The organism is Bacillus sp. SG-1 (assembly GCF_000181495.1).
Taxonomy (GTDB): Bacteria; Bacillota; Bacilli; order Bacillales; family Bacillaceae_B; genus Rossellomorea.
The window spans coordinates 1-16,660 of sequence record NZ_ABCF01000013.1 but is presented as its reverse complement, the minus strand read 5'-3'; the positions used below and the strand labels follow the sequence as shown (position 1 = coordinate 16,660).

Genomic DNA, 16,660 nt, shown 5'->3' with positions numbered 1-16,660 from the left:
TAGCCTGATTTCCCTTCTGTAGGGGTACGTTTACTTGCTAATCATACCATTAGAAGCCCGATTCTCCTTCTGTAGTGGTACGTTTACTTGCTAATCGTACCATTAGAAGCCTGATTCTCCTTCTGTAGGGGTACGTTTACAAGCTAATCGTACCATCAGAAGCCCGATTTGCCTTCTGTAGGGGTACGTTTACAAGCTATTCGCACCATTAGAAGCCCGATTCCCCTTCTGGAGTGGTACGTTTACTCGCTAACCGTACCATCAGAAGCCCGATTTGCCTTCTGTAGGGGTACGTTTACAAGCTATTCGCACCATTAAAAGCCCGATTCCCCTTCTGGAGTGGTACGTTTACAAGCTATTCGCACCATTAGAAGCCCGATTCCCCTTCTAGAGTGGTACGTTTACAAGCTATTCGTACCATTACGGACCCGATTTCCTCTGTAGAGGTACGTTTACTCATTAATCGCACCATTTGACGACTCCGTTCTACTCTGTAGAGGTACGTTAACTCACTAGTCACGATTATAACGTCCTCTATAATGGACCCGGCAATAAAATTTTATCGACGTGCAGATGTTCCTCCCTCCAGAAGGGCGGGGACCTCCAAAACAAACCCAGCCGAGGACTCCCGGCTGGGTTTACAGTCTATTTCTTGAAGAATGCATTTTTCCCGAGACGCTCGATGACTCCTGGAAAAAGGGTATACAGGACACTGCCGGCATTCATCCAGCGGGGCAGGTTGATTTCCCGCGTATTGGTCAGCATCTTGTCCACTATTTTTTCGGCGACCGCATCTGGATCAAGCATGAACCGTTCAACGTTTTTTGCATATGTGCCGGACCGGTCTGCAACATTGAAGAAATTCGTAGCAATCGGTCCAGGGTTGACAGCCGTGACGAGGATGTCGGAAGAGGCCGCTTCCATCCGGAGGCTGTTTGTGAATCCAAGCACTGCATGCTTAGATGCAGAGTAAGCACTTGATTTCGGGGTCGCGAGCTTGCCGGCCTGAGAGGCGATGTTGATGATATGGCCAGAGTTTCTCTTTTTCATGATCGGCAGGACATGCTTTGTACAGGCGATAAGCCCCAAGACATTGACGTCGAACATTCCTTTGATGTCCTCGAAGCTTGCCTGGTCTGCCTCATCAAAAATCCCGTAGCCGGCATTGTTGACGAGGATGTCGACATTCTCAATCTCCCTGTAAATTGACTGAAATACGGAAGGAAGGGATTCAAAGTCGGACACATCCACACTGTGAATGAAGGCTTTCACCTTATATTCTTCCTGAATTTTATTCTGTAGTTCTTTAAGGCGTTCCTCATTGCGGGCAAGCAGCACGACATTTGCTCCCCGTTCTGCCGCTTTAAGAGCGATTTTTTCTCCTATGCCCCCGGAAGCTCCTGTAATGACGATGTTTTTATTCTTTAGACGCTGGTACACGGTTTCACCTTCTTAACAGTAATAATATAAAACTCCGTCCCGTTCTTCATGGACGATCTCCTGTCTCGCTGTTAAATAATCAATTTGAGCTTGTGTTTCAGACAATGTCAGGCCCAGTTCTTTCCGGTAAACAGCTGGAAACAGCTTTTGACAAAGTGAAAAAAGAGATTGTGGATCATTTTTCACTAATTCTTTTACATGCATGGCCCGCTCATGCTGCTTTTTCAGCCGCTTATGGATAAGTGGCTGAACACCGGATATTTCTTCCCCATGGCCTGTATACGCAAGGCTGATATCCAATGGCAAAAGTTTCTCCAGGGATTGATTGTACTGCAGCTGTGGGTGCGGTCTCTCCCCTCCTTCTTTTTCTGGAGGTTCAATCAGCGGATTTGGAGAGATTTCAGCCAGAATATGGTCCCCGGCAATCATCACTCCGTCCTTTTCCCGCCAAAAAGAAAGATGACTTTGGGCATGCCCCGGAGTGTCCAGTACCGTCCACTCCTGCATCCCGGGAATCATGTCCCCTTCTTGTATTGTGCGGGATAACCCTCTGTCTCCCATGAATTTCAGAGGATATCTGAGCTTTTTGATAAAAGGAAAGTATTCCTGGGGTAATCCCGCCTGCAGAAATAAATTCACAAAAAATCGATCATGTTCTTCAAAAAACTCCTCTGACCTTACCAGCCATCTTTCATTAGCAGGGTGGCCTATAATCTCTATATGATCAGGCATCCAGTCAAGCATCCCTGCGTGATCAGGATGATGATGAGTCAAAATGACCTGTTCTATATCTTCTATGGAATACCCCAATTCCGCGAGACTTAAATCCAAGACTTCCTTCGCCTCTGTGGTTTGCGGACCGACATCGATCAGACTCAACGCCTCCCCTTTTACAAGATAGACATTGACATCCCCCACCGCAAAAGGAGTCGGCAGCACTATTTTCGCTATATCTCCAGCCCAATTGGCATTCATACATATTCACCACTTTTTATGTATTTAAAATGAATGATCATTCATTCTATTATTTTACTTCTTTTCTCAAAGGATGTCATGGGAAACCGTTTTAAAAAGTAAATAAACACCGAAAACTGCATATTAAAACATGAATTGCTACAATAGATAAAAATCGCAAGTGTACAGGAGAACTGACCTATGCTTTTCATATTATTGACGATCAATATAATTGGATGGCTCATTATAAGTTTTAATATATTTTGGGGATTACGAAAGATAGAAGCCTTGGAGGATGCTGACGGCGATCATAAAGGGCCCCTTATTTCTATTATTGTACCTGCCCGGAATGAAGCTCATACAATCCGGAAAAGCATTCAGTCACAGCTTGACCTGAACTATGAGAATGTTGAATGGATCATCGTGAATGACCGCTCGACGGATAAAACGGGGGACGAGATTGAACAGATCGCCGCATGCTTACATTTGTACGCGGAGGTGTAGTCTGGCGAGGCACCAAGTACTCCTTAAAGGAACTTCGCAGCAGAATCGAGGAGTAAGTCAAAATCCTTTTTCGGAGAATTCGCTGCTGATATAATAAGCATGTATTTAGGAAGGCGAAATATTGAAAGGAGCGGATTCCATGTCAGCCAAATTATTTGAGCCATACAAAATCAAAGATATCACTTTAAAGAACAGAATTGTCATGGCACCTATGTGCATGTACTCTTCCCACAATGAAGACGGCAAGGTGGAGAATTGGCATAGAACCCACTATACAAGCAGAGCAGTCGGCGGTGTCGGCCTTATCATCCAGGAAGCAACCGCTGTCACTGCTCAAGGCAGGATTTCACCTCAGGACCTGGGCATCTGGAGCGATGATCATATTGAAGGTTTAAGCGGGTTGGTATCCCTTATGAAGGAACAAGGGGCACATGCAGGCATTCAGCTGGCTCATGCAGGAAGAAAGGCTGTGCTTGAAGGGGACATCATCGCCCCATCAGCCATTCCCTTCAACGAAAAGATGAAGACTCCACTGGAAATGAGCCTGCAAGATATAAAAGAAACAGTCGAAGCCTTTAAACAAGGAGCGGTCAGAGCAAAGAAAGCCGGCTACGATCTTATTGAAATCCATGCAGCACACGGATACTTGATCAATGAGTTCCTCTCCCCTCTTTCAAATAAACGCACTGATGAATATGGCGGATCTGCCGAGAACCGCTACCGCTTCCTCAAGGAAGTCATTGAAGCAGTTAACAGTGTCTGGGATGGACCGCTTTTTGTACGTGTTTCCGCTAAAGATTATGCGGATGGCGGCTTGGATGCGGAAGATTATGCAGTCTTTTCATCCTGGATGAAAGAACAGGGAGTCGACCTGATCGATGTCAGTTCCGGAGCAGTCGTCCCGGCAAAAATCGATGTTTACCCCGGATATCAAGTTAAATTGGGTGAAACAATCAGGAATAAGGCAGATATTCCTACCGGTGCAGTAGGCCTGATCACAACAGGAATTCAAGCTGAGGAGATTCTGCAAAACGAACGGGCGGACCTCATCCTGCTCGCAAGGGAGCTCCTGAGAAATCCTTATTGGCCAAGAACAGCGGCGCTGGAACTCGGTGTTGAAATACAACCTCCGAAACAATATGACAGAGCCTGGTAAAACCTTTGCAAGAGTGCAGACACAATGTCTGCACTCTTATTAAATGGCTGTTTTCGTATAGATTGTTGCTTTCGGACGGAAAAATCCCTAGTGCCGGATTTTTCCCCTGGTACAAGGTTTCTTCTCTCTGAACAGGGAGATTAGCTCTTTTCTTCCTGCCATACTAGGATATTTCGTGTGAATGATGTCTATATTTTTCGAAATTCATATTAAATAGCAACAAAGTTTAAGAAAAGAGCCTATTAAATTGCTTGAAGAGCTCTATAGAACCGCCGTGATAGACCAATCCCCCAAAGACCTGACAGCCTGGAACAACAAGCATGGCGCTCGGAATTCACGAAGCCATAGATAAAGAGACCGGACCTATTAGCCCAGCCTCCTCTACAATATTTAAAAATAGCTGATTACCCAATTAAACAGCAGCATCACGACAGCGGTAATCACACAAAACCGGATAAAATATCCGATGATCCTGATTCCTAATGGCAGGCGCTTATAGTTCACCCTGCCACCACCGCCGCCTCCAATTGTCTGCTGATATTTCAATGCATCATTAAACGGTTTTTGACGTACTATGGAACTTCCCCTCCCTACACTATTCTTCCTTCCAAATCCTATTTACATCATTCTTTTCGTCTTCAAGGATAATATGATAAACATCAGGATTGGACAATTCCATAAGCTCTTTATAGCCAAATCGATCATCGAAATAGTTTAGAAGCAACGTTGTCAGATTACCATGACTGACAGCAATGATGTGGTCATCAGGGCTGGTCATGATATCTTCAATAAAGGAGGATGCCCTTTCGAAAGCTGATCGATTAGACTCTCCCCCCTCAAGGAAATAGTCAAAATCCTCAAAGCTTTTTTCAAGGTGCATCATCCAATCCTCAAGTGCCGTCTCACTCAATACCCTCTCACTTAAACGTTCATCTTGAATGACAGGAAGCCCTCTCTCAAGTGCAAGAGGTTGAATCGTCTTGACAGCGCGTAAAAATGGGCTGCTGTAAATTGCATTGATTTCCCGCCCTTGAAAAAATGTTACCAGGGACTCTGCCTGTTTTTTACCAAGCTCAGTAAGTTTTGCTTCGGGGGGCTGCCCTCCTGCTTTCGCATGACGCACGATATATAAATGTTTCAATGTAACCGTCCTCTCCTTTTACACAATAAGCGCTCAGGTAAGCAAGGAAATCTATTCTCTCGTTATCGACACCTCAAAAAAATCACTGGTTATGTAGCTTTCGGGAAATGTTTCGCGTGCTTCCCCTTCCAGTTCAGGCCACTCTTCCTCTGTAAAGCGGGAACTGATATGGGTCAAAAACAGCTTTCGGGCATTCGCCGCCACGGCTGTTTCAGCAGCCTGCTTAGTTGTTGAGTGAAAATAATCATGCGCCATTCTTTCCTGTTCTTTGCTGAAAGTGGCTTCATGAATAAGGGCATCAGCATTTTCAGCTAGCTTGACACCCGCTGCTGAAGGCCTTGTATCACCAAGGATGGTGACGATTCTTCCTTTGATAGGAGGTCCCAGAAATTCGGTACCGTCAATCATTCTGCCATCTTCAAGCGTGACTCTCTCCCCTTCTTTAAGCTTTTTGAAGATTGGTCCCGGTTTTATCCCCAGCTCTTTCAATTTGCCCGCCTGAAGAACCCCCGGCTTGTCCTTTTCCACAATTCGATAGCCAAAGCAAGGAAGGGCATGATCCAGTTTGCAGGCTTCTACGGAAAACTGATCGTCTTCAAAGATGGATCCTTCCTCTATCTCTTCTATATGCAAAGGATAAAGAAGACGGGTTCCGCTGACAGATAATGAAACTTCAATAAACTCCCTGATGCCCGGAGGCCCATAAACCGTCAATGCCGTCTCTCCCCCTTGGAAGGAACGGCTCCCCAATAATCCCGGCAAACCAAAGATATGATCTCCATGGAGATGGGTAATGAAAATTTTCTCTATTTTTCTCGGTTTTAAAGATGTATGTAGAATTTGATGCTGTGTCGCTTCCCCGCAATCAAACAGCCAGACAGAACCTCTTTCCTCTAAGAGTTTTAAAGCAATTGATGTCACGTTTCTTGATTTAGCAGGCACTCCCGCACCCGTTCCCAGAAAAAGCAGGTCCATTATCTTCACTCCTCTCCTGACTTTTTATCCATTCCATAATAGCATAAACACGAATGTCGACGTACGTAATGAGTGATAGTGACTCATTAAAATGTCGTTCAACAAGTAATAAGAACACTATTTGGAGACAATATAATGAATAGACAGGCAGACATCCCTATAAAAAGTAACTTATTTTTACGCTTTGTTAGTGATTATTGTGGTTATTTGTTTGGGTTTTGAAGAGGATATACCAATTATAAAGAGAACCGGATCGTGTTTTCATTTGGTTCTTCCTATCGCAGCGTTGATTGGAGTATAGGGTGTGCGATCTCCTGCGGGAGCAGCGGGACAGGTGAGACCCCGGAAGCGAAGCTGAGGAGGCTCACCGCCCGCCCCGCGGAGTCGCACGCCTGGAACGGAAATCAACATACTTTTTTTAACAACACCTTTCTTTAACAGAGCCTATTTTTAAAATAGTATGTCACTAAAATGAATTATTGTGTAATATATAGTAGGGCCTGTCCGGAAAACCTACAGCATATGATTTGCTAAATGACGCTTAAGTCTTTAAAATTAAGTACTTGTATGGAGTTCATTTCAGGATAGGTACGAGCAAAACATTTAACTAAAAGCTTTGAGTAATGATTGTTATCCGGGAAACTGCTTAGAGGGATATCAATTTTACAAACAGCTAGTCTATAGGAAAAAAGTGAGGTCTTAATGTGAAACATAATGATACACCATCTACTTTACTAATGATCTTCGGTGCAACCGGCGATTTGGCCAAACGTAAGCTTTTCCCTTCTCTGTATCATCTCTTCCGCAAAGGGAAAATCGCGAAAAACTTTGCCGTTATAGGAGTTGCCCGCCGTGAACTGTCAAATGAAGAATTCCAGGCACATGTAAAGGATTCCGTCCTGACATCCATCGGCAGAGATGAAAACATTGAAGAGTTCATCTCTCATTTCTATTATAAGTCCAACGATGTTTCCGACAGTGATTCATACATAGAGTTAAACCAATTGGCAGCACAATTGGATGAAAAATATAAGCTGGAAGGCAACAGGATTTTTTACCTTGCCATGGCTCCGGAATTTTTCGGAACAATCACTGATCATCTTAAACAAGATGGCCTGACTGACACGGAAGGATTCCAACGCCTAGTCATTGAAAAACCATTTGGACACGACCTAGAATCAGCAGAGGTTCTGAACAACCAAATCCGTGCTTCTTTCTCTGAAGAAGAGATCTATCGTATCGACCATTATCTTGGAAAAGAAATGGTGCAAAATATCGAAGTTATCCGATTTGCTAATGCCCTGTTTGAGCCTTTATGGAACAACCGTTACATTTCCAACATCCAAGTGACTTCCAGTGAAGAACTAGGTGTAGAGGACCGCGGCCGATACTACGAGAAGAGCGGCGCATTAAGAGACATGGTCCAAAACCATATGATGCAGATGGTTGCCCTTCTCGCCATGGAGCCGCCGATCAAGCTGACGACGGATGAAATCAGAAGCGAAAAGGTCAAGGTGCTAAGAGCCCTCCGTCCGATGAAACAGGAAGAGGTCAAGGACTATTTCGTCCGCGGCCAGTATGATGCCGGATCAATGAAAGGGACTGATGTTCCAGGTTACCGTGAAGGCAGTAATGTTGATCCTGATTCCAATACAGAAACTTTCGTTGCCGGAAAACTGATGATCGATAATTTCCGCTGGGCCGGCACACCATTCTATATCCGTACAGGAAAAAGAATGAAAGCCAAGTCCACCAAGATTGTCATTCAGTTCAAGGATATTCCGATGAACCTCTATTACAATACAGATAAGCAGCTGTCACCGAACCTTCTGGTCATCCACATCCAGCCGGAAGAAGGAATTACGCTTCACCTGAATGCGAAGAAGACAGGACAAAACATCGAAACGACACCGGTGAAACTCAACTATGTCAATAACGGTGTGGATGGAATGAATACACCTGAAGCCTACGAAAAACTCCTGCATGACTGTATGCGTGGAGATGCAACGAATTTCACTCACTGGGATGAAGTGAAACTTTCCTGGGCATTTACGGATACAATCTCCAACGTATGGGAAAACACAACAGAAGAGGAGTTCCCTAATTATCAAGCGGGAACGATGGGACCATTGGCAGCAGATAAACTGCTTGCACAAGACGGTTTCTTCTGGTGGCCATTCTCTGAACTTGAAGTTGACGAATGCTAATTCAGAAAGGATGATTTCTTGTGAAAATCTATGATATTACTGCGCCGATTTATAACGGTATGCCGGTGTATAAAAACAAACCGGAAAAACAGCCGGAAATCAACACGAATACAAACGGTCATGTGACAGAGTCCAGAATCTCCATGGATGTTCATACAGGAACTCATGTGGATGCACCCCTGCACATGATCAATGACGGCGAAACAATTGAAAGCATCGATATTCAACAACTTGTCCGCCCTGTAAAAGTACTGGATTTAACGTCTGTAGAAGAAAAAATCACAAAGAAGGATATCGAGAACCAAGATATCCAGGAAAATGATTTCCTTCTTTTCAAAACAAAGAACTCATGGGATACCGAGTTCAACTTTGAGTTCATCTATGTAGCAGAAGATGCTGCCGAGTATCTCAAAGAGAAGAAAATTGCAGGTACGGGAATTGACTCGCTTGGTATCGAAAGAGCCCAGGAAGGACATCCGACACACAGAGCACTAATGGGCAGCGGAATCATCATCATGGAAGGCCTTCAGTTGAAAGATATTGAAGAAGGAACCTACTTCATGGTAGCTGCACCGTTAAAGATTCAGGGAACGGATGCATCTCCTGCACGCGTTATCCTAATGGACGAATTGATTGGTTAATGCTCAGACAGCCTCCCTTTTGTGGACGGCACTGAAAATCTTCCGATTTCTAGAACATAGTGTTGATTAATAAAGAAAAAGCCGACTCTACTCCCTAAAAAAGGAAGGAGGGTCGGCTTTTTTCTTGGTAAGCTTCGTCCATAATGCTCTTTCTATCCCATTAGCTTTAGAATCCTTTTAATGTTTACCGCAAATATTGCCATCGCACCTTGTAATTCCATGCCAATTAGACCCGAGGATTCTGCCACATTATACCCGTGTCTGTGTTTTAACTCACTATTTTTTGCTTCTATTTTATAACGTTCTTTTGCTTTTTCCTTAAAGAAATCGCTTTCCTGGAATTTTGCCTGGTCGGAATGCTGGTCGGACTTTATGGAAACGGAATACGTCTTACTTTTGGCTCCTCCCTTGTAGCACCCCTCTCTGAGAGGGCATCTCTTACATTTATCCACGTCAAAATAGTAGGTGTCAACCTGGTTTCTACCTAATCCTTTTTTACCTTGTCTAGCTTTCCGTATAGCCATATGTCCTGCCTTGCAAACATACATACCCGCATCCTTATTGAACTCGAATTCATCCTCTTTTTTTCGAGCACCCTGAGTGATTAGAGGATTCAATCTTGAAACCAATTTGATTCCATTTCCCTTGCTATATTCAATGTTGTCTTTCTCGGAATATGCCGCATCCCCAATAACCGTCTCAATTTTCATGCCCGCAGTTTTACTTTTCTCAATAAGTGTCTGCAGTTCTTTCCCGTCACTTTTTTCTCCGGTGGTGATGGTTGCGGCTGTAATAATACGTTCTTCACTCATCGCAAGATGGGTTTTGTAGCCGAAGAAAGAGGAATCTGCTGTTTTGTGTCCCACTTTGGCATCCTGATCGTTCATGGACTGTAGCTGCTCAATATCATCGGCGACCGTTTCTTTCAGAAGATTAAGCTGTTCCTTAACTTTGGGATATTCTAAAAGGGTTTCTTCCTTTTCTATTACCTCAATGAGCTCCTGTGAATAGGCGATCTCATCTTCCAACACATCATTGTTGGGCTTCACAGGGAATTTATCCTTCATACCGTCGTTAACCTTATAAATCGATTTCCGAAGATTCTTGGAGCGCTCCATGAGGATTTCCTTTGGTTTCATTTGATTATAGCGGGCCTTAGTATGGGTGGCATCGACAATAATGGACTTACTTTTTATGATTTCTTTCTCTATGGCAATCTCCACCGTCTTGTTGACAAGCATGTCTAAAAAGTTCATGTCCTTTAACCTAAGTTTACGAAATTTAGTCAATGAACTTGAATCAATAACCGCTTCTTCTGGAGCCATATTTAAGAAATACTTGAAAGACATATCATATTTCGAACGTTCAACAATATCAACATCTGATACATCGTGAATGGTTTTCAAAAATAAGTATTTGAACATCCGGATAGGGTCAATCGCATTCCGTCCATTATCATGACAATATTTATCCTTTAACTCTTCAAAAATGAAGGTGAAGTCGATTAAATCGACTATTCTCCGTAACATATTGTCCTGAGGAACGACAATATCATAAAGATCCATATATTTACTAAACGTTATTGATTGTTGTTGTTGTATCATTGGTAGCCACCCACTCATATTAATGATTCTATTATAAAGTAAGGCTTTATTAGCGGATAGTATTCTTTTTTCTCAACGTTGATTGGAGTGGAAGGTGCGCGACCTCCTGCGGGACTAGCGGGACAGGTGAGACCCCGCAGGCGAAGCCGAGGAGGCTCAACGCCCGCCCCGCGGAGTCGTGCACCTGGAACGGAAATCAACACTTTTTTCGTAAAATCGGTAGTAAAAAAGGCAGGGTTGCTCTTTTTAGTGAACGACTCTGCCTTTTCCTATTTTTTTGGACTTTTTCAGTGGCCTCCTTTTGTGGAGGCTGTTTTTTTGTTAAGCTCTTTTCGTAGATATTGCTGTCTGATGATATGTAAAGAATTTCCGCTTTAGGTACCTAACTCCATGTTATTAGTAAAATGTATGTAGTTAAATTCTAAAAACATAGGAAGAGGACGAAATTGAGCGAATATCGCCTCTTCTTATGTTTTAATATATGAACTCATTACAGCAATTTAACTCTTGTTTATTGAACATAATCAATTTCACTGTCTTTGCACCATTTAGTGGAAATTTGAAGCTAAATCAACATAGATTCACAATAGAATCTTCCAATCAATAACTGAGCCACCAAGTCATTCATGTTTCGCTATTTAAATTTTCCTCTCTTCACCCCACTTTTTCAGCATTTTCAGCAGAGACCGCTACCGTAAGATAACCATAATATTTGGAGAGTGGAAAGATTAGACTGACAGCAACCAGACTCAGGCCGCCTGCGGTTACCGTCAATAATGGACCCACGAGAGAGGCGAGCCAGCCACCAAGCAGGAGACCTCCAAGAAGGCTTCCGTTAATACTAGCAGTCAGTATCCCAGATATCCTTCCGAGAAGTTCTTCCGGAACGCCCTGCATCAGCATGCTGTTCAAAGGAATGTTAATGAATGGATTAGTGGCCCCAATAACACTCATCCATATATATAGGGAAACCAGCGGGACCATTCTATGTAAGTCAAACACCGGAATGACTAAAGCCGCTAATAGTCCGGACAAGCCAAAAGAATACATGATAAGGGTTTTATTGTTTACCTTTTTCATGAATAATGGAACGACGAGAGCACCAAGGATGCCGAAAACACCCTCAAGAGATTCCAGCATGCCGAAATGAACCTGATTGACCTCAAAAACATTCAGGATAATAGCGTACGCATTTGCACTTACAATACTTAGCACAAAAACTGCAGAGGTAAGAAGGATGAATATTCCTGTGATGAACCTATTGTTGGATACTGAGTGAAAGCCCTGCTTCAGAGCCATGAGGTAGGATTCATCGGACTTTTCATGCTGCTTCTCTCCTTCCCCCTTCTTAAGCTTCAACCTAAACAAGATTAACCCTGAAAGGAAAAAACTAGCTCCATCTATCAAGAAAATTAATGAAATATTTTCCATCAGCAAGAGAAAACCTCCAATGGAAGGAGCGATGACCATCATCATCATGTAAGTTGATTGTGAAAGACTCACCGCTGCTGGTATCTCGTCTTTTTTCATAATCTTTGGAATGACGGCGGATTTCGCTGGTTCAAAGAAAACTGCCCCGATTCCCTGGAGAAAAATCAGGATAAGCAGAAGCTCGATGGATGACTGGCCGGCAATCATTAATAAAACGATCAAAAACCGGTATAAATCGGATGCGATCATTATCCACTTTTTAGAAAATTGATCGACCAATGGGCCTACTAACGTTCCAAACAACATACCCGGAAGATGGCGGGCAATAAGGATATAACCAAAAATCATGGGATTGGTAGTTAACTGGGAAGCAAGAAACAAAATCAGTAAATGTGAAATTCCGTCTCCTAATTCAGATATTACCTGAGCAAACCATAAACGACGATAAGACCGATTTTTAAGCAGATTAATCAATATATTTACCTCCATTAATTAAATATATTTTATCGTTAAAATAATTTTAAACGATAAAATATATTTTGTAAAACGAACCATTAAAAATTTTTTTAACGATTCATTATTTTTTAGCATCACAATCTGTTAAAATAAATATAGGTAATTAAAGTGAGAGGTGATTGGCTTGAAGATTGATAATCTGGAAGTGGCAAAAGCCATTTTTGATCCAAAGCTGGAGAAGATTATCACAAGTATCAAATTCAGCAGCAAGACCGTCAAAGAAATTTCTTCAGAGCTGGGTGAAAAACAATCCCGCCTGTACTATCCGATACAAAAGCTCCAAAATCTCGGTTTAGTTATGGTTACAGAAGAAAGAAAAACAGGAAATATCATTGAAAAATATTATTCATCCAAGCATCTTTATGAGGATGACATCACCTTCAATTTCGAAGGTGAATTCGCCATAGAACACAAGGAGTTTCTGATCTCCAAGGTTATGTTCAGTTTGAATAAGGGTTTAAATGTATTAAAAAACGATTTGGAGGGGGACCCATCAAGGCAGGAGAACAACGCAATGTTTACAGAATACGGTTTAGAGCTAACCCCTGAAGAATGGCAGCACCTGAATGAAGAGGTAAGGAAGCTGGTGGACAAGCGGGAGATGAAGAACGTAAAAGAAGACGGAGTGAAACCTTACAAAATGATTTTCTTTTCTTATAAAGATGAAGAAGGTTAATGTAATTTACTATTACTCAATAACAAAAAGCTCTCCAGCCTCGGCCGGAGAGCTTTTAGATTTTTATTCAGACATCCACTCAGTGTGGAAGACTCCTTCTTTATCAGTACGCTCATACGTATGGGCACCGAAGTAATCTCTCTGCGCCTGGATAAGGTTCGCAGGCAGAGTTTCCGTGCGGTAGCTGTCATAGTATGAAAGTGCTGCTGAGAAGCCTGGTACAGGAACACCATTTTGAACGGCAGTCGAGATTACATCGCGGAGAGCGTATTGGTAACTCTCAACAATTTCTTTGAAGTAATCATCAAGCAGCAGGTTGGAAAGGCCAGGCTCCTTGTCGTAAGCTTCTTTAATCTTTTGCAGGAATTGGGCACGGATGATGCAACCACCACGGAAGATCATGGCGATTTCTCCGTAGCTAAGATCCCAGCCGTATTCCTCGGAAGCTGCACGCATTTGCGCAAAACCTTGAGCATAAGAACAAATTTTGCTCATATACAGAGCTTTTCGGATGGACTCAACCAAAGCTTCTTTGTCACCATCAAATGGTTTTGCTTCTGGTCCTGAAAGGATTTTACTTGCCTTCACGCGTTCATCCTTGATGCTGGAGATGAAGCGTGCAAATACGGATTCAGTAATGATCGGAAGGGACACGCCAAGGTCAAGCGCGCTTTGGCTCGTCCATTTCCCTGTTCCTTTCTGTCCTGCTTTATCAAGGATGACATCAACCATCGGCTTGCCTGTTTCATCATCTTTTTTAGTAAAGATATCAGCCGTGATTTCAATCAGGTAGCTGTCAAGCTCTCCTTTGTTCCACTCAGCAAATGTTTCATGCAGTTCTTCTGCGTTGAATCCTAATACATTCTTCAGCAGGAAATATGACTCGGCAATCAACTGCATGTCACCGTATTCAATCCCATTGTGCACCATTTTCACATAGTGACCGGCACCGTCCGGACCGATGTAAGTCGTACAAGCGTCGCCGTTTACTTTTGCAGCGATATCTTTGAAGATTGGCGCTACAAGCTCATAAGCTTCCTTTTGTCCGCCAGGCATGATGGATGGACCTGTAAGGGCACCCTCTTCCCCGCCTGAAACGCCGGTACCGATGAAGTGGATACCCGATTCGCTAAGCTCATGATTTCTTCTGCGAGTGTCCTCGAAGAAAGTATTTCCTCCATCAATCAGGATATCCCCTTTATCAAGGTGAGGCTTAAGCTGCTCAATTGTAGCATCAGTAGGTCCTCCAGCTTTCACCATAAGAAGAATCTTACGGGGACTTTCAAGAGACTGAACAAATTCTTCAATGCTATATGTACCAACTACATTTTTTCCTTCGGATTCTTGAAGCATTTCATCCGTTTTTTCACGTGAACGATTATAAACAGACACTGAATATCCTCTGCTTTCGATATTCCATGCCAGGTTTTTACCCATTACAGCAAGGCCGATCACACCGATTTGTTGTTTCGACATGTTCAAACGTCCTTTCCTATTGTATTTAGTTAAGTAAACAATCCTTATAAATTTAACAAAGTTTTCGTCTGAAGTGCAAACAATACACCTTATCTTATTGTGACATTGCCGCGGGGAAAATAACCGGGGAAAATACTCTATTTATCTTCCCGCAGAAAATCTTTGTTAAAGCTCGTATCCTGGTGAGGGTCCCTTTTGTCTTGCTTCGCGGAAATTCCTCTTTGAATCATCTGTTTACCGAATTTATCCTGCAGCTTTTCGATTGTCTGGTACAAAGGTTCTTTCTTGGCATGCTCCTCGTATGAAAAGATGTCGAGCTGCAAGGCAGCATCATCCCGTTCAACGAGATCCTGGCCCGTCACTCCCAGAAGCCGAATCGAATTACCGTTCCAGTGTTGGAGGAACAGCGCTTTGGCTGCTGCAAAAATATCATCCTGTGAACCGACAGGATTCTTTAACTTTTTGCTCCTGGTAATGGTCTTGCGGTCCTTAAATCTCATCGTCAGCATCACCGTTAAGGCCAGGATATCTTTTGATTTCATCCGGGAAGCGACTTTTCCTGAAAGCTGGTTCAAGGTATTTAACAATTCTTTTTGATTGGCCGTATCCCTTGGAAGCGTAGTAGAGTTCCCTACACTTTTAAAATCGTATACGGAGTCAGGATCCACAGGTCTGTCATCTGTGCCGTTTGCTCTTGCTTTTAACCGCAGACCGTTGATTCCGAGTTGAGATTTCAGAACTATTTCATTGGCTTTTGCCAGTTCTCCTATTGTATGGATCTCCATGGAATACAACTTTTGGGCAGTCTTTTCCCCGATTCCGTGCATTTCTTTGACATCGAGAGGCCAAATCCTTTCCGGCAAATCCCTCTTTCGCAATACGGTGATTCCCATCGGCTTTTTCATATCGGAAGCCGTCTTGGCAAGGAACTTATTTGGAGCAATGCCGATACTTGAAGGCAAATCCTGCTGGGAGAGAATTTGGTTTTGGATTGATTCTGCGATAAATAATGGGCTTCCCAAAGAATAACTGTCTGTTATATCAACATATCCCTCATCAATGGAGACCGGTTCCACGAGCTGGGAGTACTGCCTTAAGATCTCGAACATTCCCTGTGATGCGGCACGGTATCGATCAAAATTAGGCCGCATGATAATCAGCTGGGGACAAAGCTTTTTCGCTTCCCATAATGGCATGGTGGTCTTGACTCCATACCCTCTCGCTTCGTAACTGCAGGTCACAATGATCCCACGCCTTTCATCAGGGTTTCCTGCAATGGCCAGGGGCTTCCCTTTCAGTTCAGGGTTATATGCGGCTTCGACTGAAGCGTAAAAGCTGTTCATATCAACATGAAGAATAACTCTTCCATTTTTAGGATAGTGAGGATGCATGATAAACCAGCCCTTTTTCCGAATACTCTGTGGGAGAAAGCAGCTTTCCCCTTTCTCTAAGTGTACTACAACCAGCACGCAAGCACACTTGTTCGAGCCTGAAAAAAGTGCACGCCGCATGACATGCACTTTTTTCCTTATTGATAAGTCTTCATATAATCCTGAATCTCTCTGATTCCGTCCAGGCTTTCTACAAGAACATCTGGATCGATCATGGTGATCAGTCTGTCTTCCAGATTGATCACACCAGAGAAAAACTTTGTTCGTGAATAAGCCATCAATCCTACCTGAGTAAGCGCCCCTTCAGGAATATCTAATATTTCTTTCGCTTCATGGACAACGATTCCCAGCGAAAGTACTTCCGATTTTAAGACAATCAATTTCTTATCCTCTGTGGATTCTTGTTGGCCATATAGAATGTTCGCAAAATCAATGATGGGAACAAGCTCACCCCTTACCTTTGTAATGCCCAATACATAATCAGGCAGCTGGGGAATGGAGGTGATATTTTCGGGCTTCTCAATTGAAATCACATGGCCGACCGGGAT

At 43.2% G+C, this 16,660-nt stretch carries 14 protein-coding genes; 5 read left to right on the top strand and 9 right to left on the bottom strand.

Annotated elements, in window-relative coordinates; translation table 11 throughout:
* Window positions 1-645: 645 nt before the first annotated feature.
* Both BSG1_RS08850 and BSG1_RS08845 read right to left on the bottom strand, forming a co-directional pair.
* Window positions 646-1,440 carry an SDR family NAD(P)-dependent oxidoreductase gene (locus tag BSG1_RS08850; RefSeq protein WP_006836660.1) on the bottom strand — a complete coding sequence of 265 codons (795 nt, stop codon included), beginning with the start codon at window positions 1,438-1,440 and terminating at the stop codon, window positions 646-648.
* A 12-nt stretch (window positions 1,441-1,452) separates the two neighbouring features.
* Window positions 1,453-2,415, bottom strand: coding sequence for an MBL fold metallo-hydrolase (locus BSG1_RS08845; RefSeq protein ID WP_006836659.1), 963 nt, complete (start codon window positions 2,413-2,415; stop codon window positions 1,453-1,455).
* A gap of 180 nt (window positions 2,416-2,595) precedes the next feature.
* Here BSG1_RS08845 and BSG1_RS08840 point away from each other — a divergent pair, with 180 nt between their 5' ends.
* Window positions 2,596-2,898 (top strand): glycosyltransferase, encoded by a 303-nt coding sequence (locus tag BSG1_RS08840; protein ID WP_006836658.1) that lies wholly within the window; start codon window positions 2,596-2,598, stop codon window positions 2,896-2,898.
* A 139-nt stretch (window positions 2,899-3,037) separates the two neighbouring features.
* Window positions 3,038-4,054, top strand: coding sequence for an NADPH dehydrogenase NamA (namA, locus tag BSG1_RS08835; RefSeq protein WP_044022662.1), 1,017 nt, complete (start codon window positions 3,038-3,040; stop codon window positions 4,052-4,054).
* A gap of 595 nt (window positions 4,055-4,649) precedes the next feature.
* Here namA and BSG1_RS08830 read toward each other — a convergent pair.
* Together BSG1_RS08830 and rnz are read right to left on the bottom strand one after the other, a co-directional pair.
* The gene (locus tag BSG1_RS08830) at window positions 4,650-5,195 is read right to left on the bottom strand and encodes a histidine phosphatase family protein (RefSeq protein ID WP_006836655.1); all 546 of its coding nucleotides are present in this window, start codon (window positions 5,193-5,195) and stop codon (window positions 4,650-4,652) included.
* A 51-nt stretch (window positions 5,196-5,246) separates the two neighbouring features.
* Window positions 5,247-6,170, bottom strand: coding sequence for a ribonuclease Z (rnz, locus tag BSG1_RS08825; RefSeq protein WP_006836654.1), 924 nt, complete (start codon window positions 6,168-6,170; stop codon window positions 5,247-5,249).
* A 737-nt stretch (window positions 6,171-6,907) separates the two neighbouring features.
* Here rnz and zwf point away from each other — a divergent pair.
* Complete coding sequence (gene zwf, locus BSG1_RS08820) at window positions 6,908-8,377, top strand: glucose-6-phosphate dehydrogenase (protein WP_006836653.1); 1,470 nt, start codon at window positions 6,908-6,910, stop codon at window positions 8,375-8,377.
* Between the two features lie 20 nt (window positions 8,378-8,397).
* Window positions 8,398-9,018: a cyclase family protein gene (locus BSG1_RS08815; RefSeq protein ID WP_006836652.1), complete on the top strand. Its 621-nt coding sequence runs from the start codon at window positions 8,398-8,400 to the stop codon at window positions 9,016-9,018.
* 152 nt (window positions 9,019-9,170) lie between these two features.
* Here BSG1_RS08815 and BSG1_RS08810 read toward each other — a convergent pair whose 3' ends face one another.
* The gene (locus tag BSG1_RS08810) at window positions 9,171-10,622 is read right to left on the bottom strand and encodes an IS1182-like element ISBsp4 family transposase (RefSeq protein ID WP_044022531.1); all 1,452 of its coding nucleotides are present in this window, start codon (window positions 10,620-10,622) and stop codon (window positions 9,171-9,173) included.
* A 654-nt stretch (window positions 10,623-11,276) separates the two neighbouring features.
* Window positions 11,277-12,527: an MFS transporter gene (locus BSG1_RS08805; protein WP_044022650.1), complete on the bottom strand. Its 1,251-nt coding sequence runs from the start codon at window positions 12,525-12,527 to the stop codon at window positions 11,277-11,279.
* 157 nt (window positions 12,528-12,684) lie between these two features.
* On the opposite strand from BSG1_RS08805, the gene BSG1_RS08800 reads away from it, so the two are divergent.
* A complete protein-coding gene (locus BSG1_RS08800) occupies window positions 12,685-13,245 on the top strand; it encodes a winged helix-turn-helix domain-containing protein (protein WP_006836650.1) in 561 nt (186 codons plus the stop codon).
* A 63-nt stretch (window positions 13,246-13,308) separates the two neighbouring features.
* Here the strand turns inward: BSG1_RS08800 and gndA are convergent, their stop codons facing one another.
* The 3 genes from gndA to BSG1_RS08785 form a co-directional block, all read right to left on the bottom strand.
* On the bottom strand, window positions 13,309-14,721 hold the full coding sequence (gene gndA / locus BSG1_RS08795; protein WP_006836649.1) for an NADP-dependent phosphogluconate dehydrogenase: 1,413 nt from the start codon (window positions 14,719-14,721) through the stop codon (window positions 13,309-13,311).
* Between the two features lie 137 nt (window positions 14,722-14,858).
* The gene (locus BSG1_RS08790; RefSeq protein ID WP_006836648.1) at window positions 14,859-16,112 is read right to left on the bottom strand and encodes a DNA polymerase IV; all 1,254 of its coding nucleotides are present in this window, start codon (window positions 16,110-16,112) and stop codon (window positions 14,859-14,861) included.
* A 137-nt stretch (window positions 16,113-16,249) separates the two neighbouring features.
* Window positions 16,250-16,660 (bottom strand): chemotaxis protein CheW (locus tag BSG1_RS08785; protein ID WP_006836647.1); only part of this gene is annotated, 411 nt, incomplete at its 5' end.

What these genes read in the sequence shown, in the direction of transcription:
- gndA (WP_006836649.1), bottom strand. Translation starts at nt 14,721, where the DNA reads ATGTCGAAACAACAAATCGGTGTGATCGGCCTTGCTGTAATGGGTAAA.
- BSG1_RS08810 (WP_044022531.1), bottom strand. Translation starts at nt 10,622, where the DNA reads ATGATACAACAACAACAATCAATAACGTTTAGTAAATATATGGATCTT.
- rnz (WP_006836654.1), bottom strand. Translation starts at nt 6,170, where the DNA reads ATGGACCTGCTTTTTCTGGGAACGGGTGCGGGAGTGCCTGCTAAATCA.
- BSG1_RS08840 (WP_006836658.1), top strand. Translation starts at nt 2,596, where the DNA reads ATGCTTTTCATATTATTGACGATCAATATAATTGGATGGCTCATTATA.
- zwf (WP_006836653.1), top strand. Translation starts at nt 6,908, where the DNA reads ATGATCTTCGGTGCAACCGGCGATTTGGCCAAACGTAAGCTTTTCCCT.
- BSG1_RS08790 (WP_006836648.1), bottom strand. Translation starts at nt 16,112, where the DNA reads ATGCATCCTCACTATCCTAAAAATGGAAGAGTTATTCTTCATGTTGAT.
- BSG1_RS08845 (WP_006836659.1), bottom strand. Translation starts at nt 2,415, where the DNA reads ATGAATGCCAATTGGGCTGGAGATATAGCGAAAATAGTGCTGCCGACT.
- namA (WP_044022662.1), top strand. Translation starts at nt 3,038, where the DNA reads ATGTCAGCCAAATTATTTGAGCCATACAAAATCAAAGATATCACTTTA.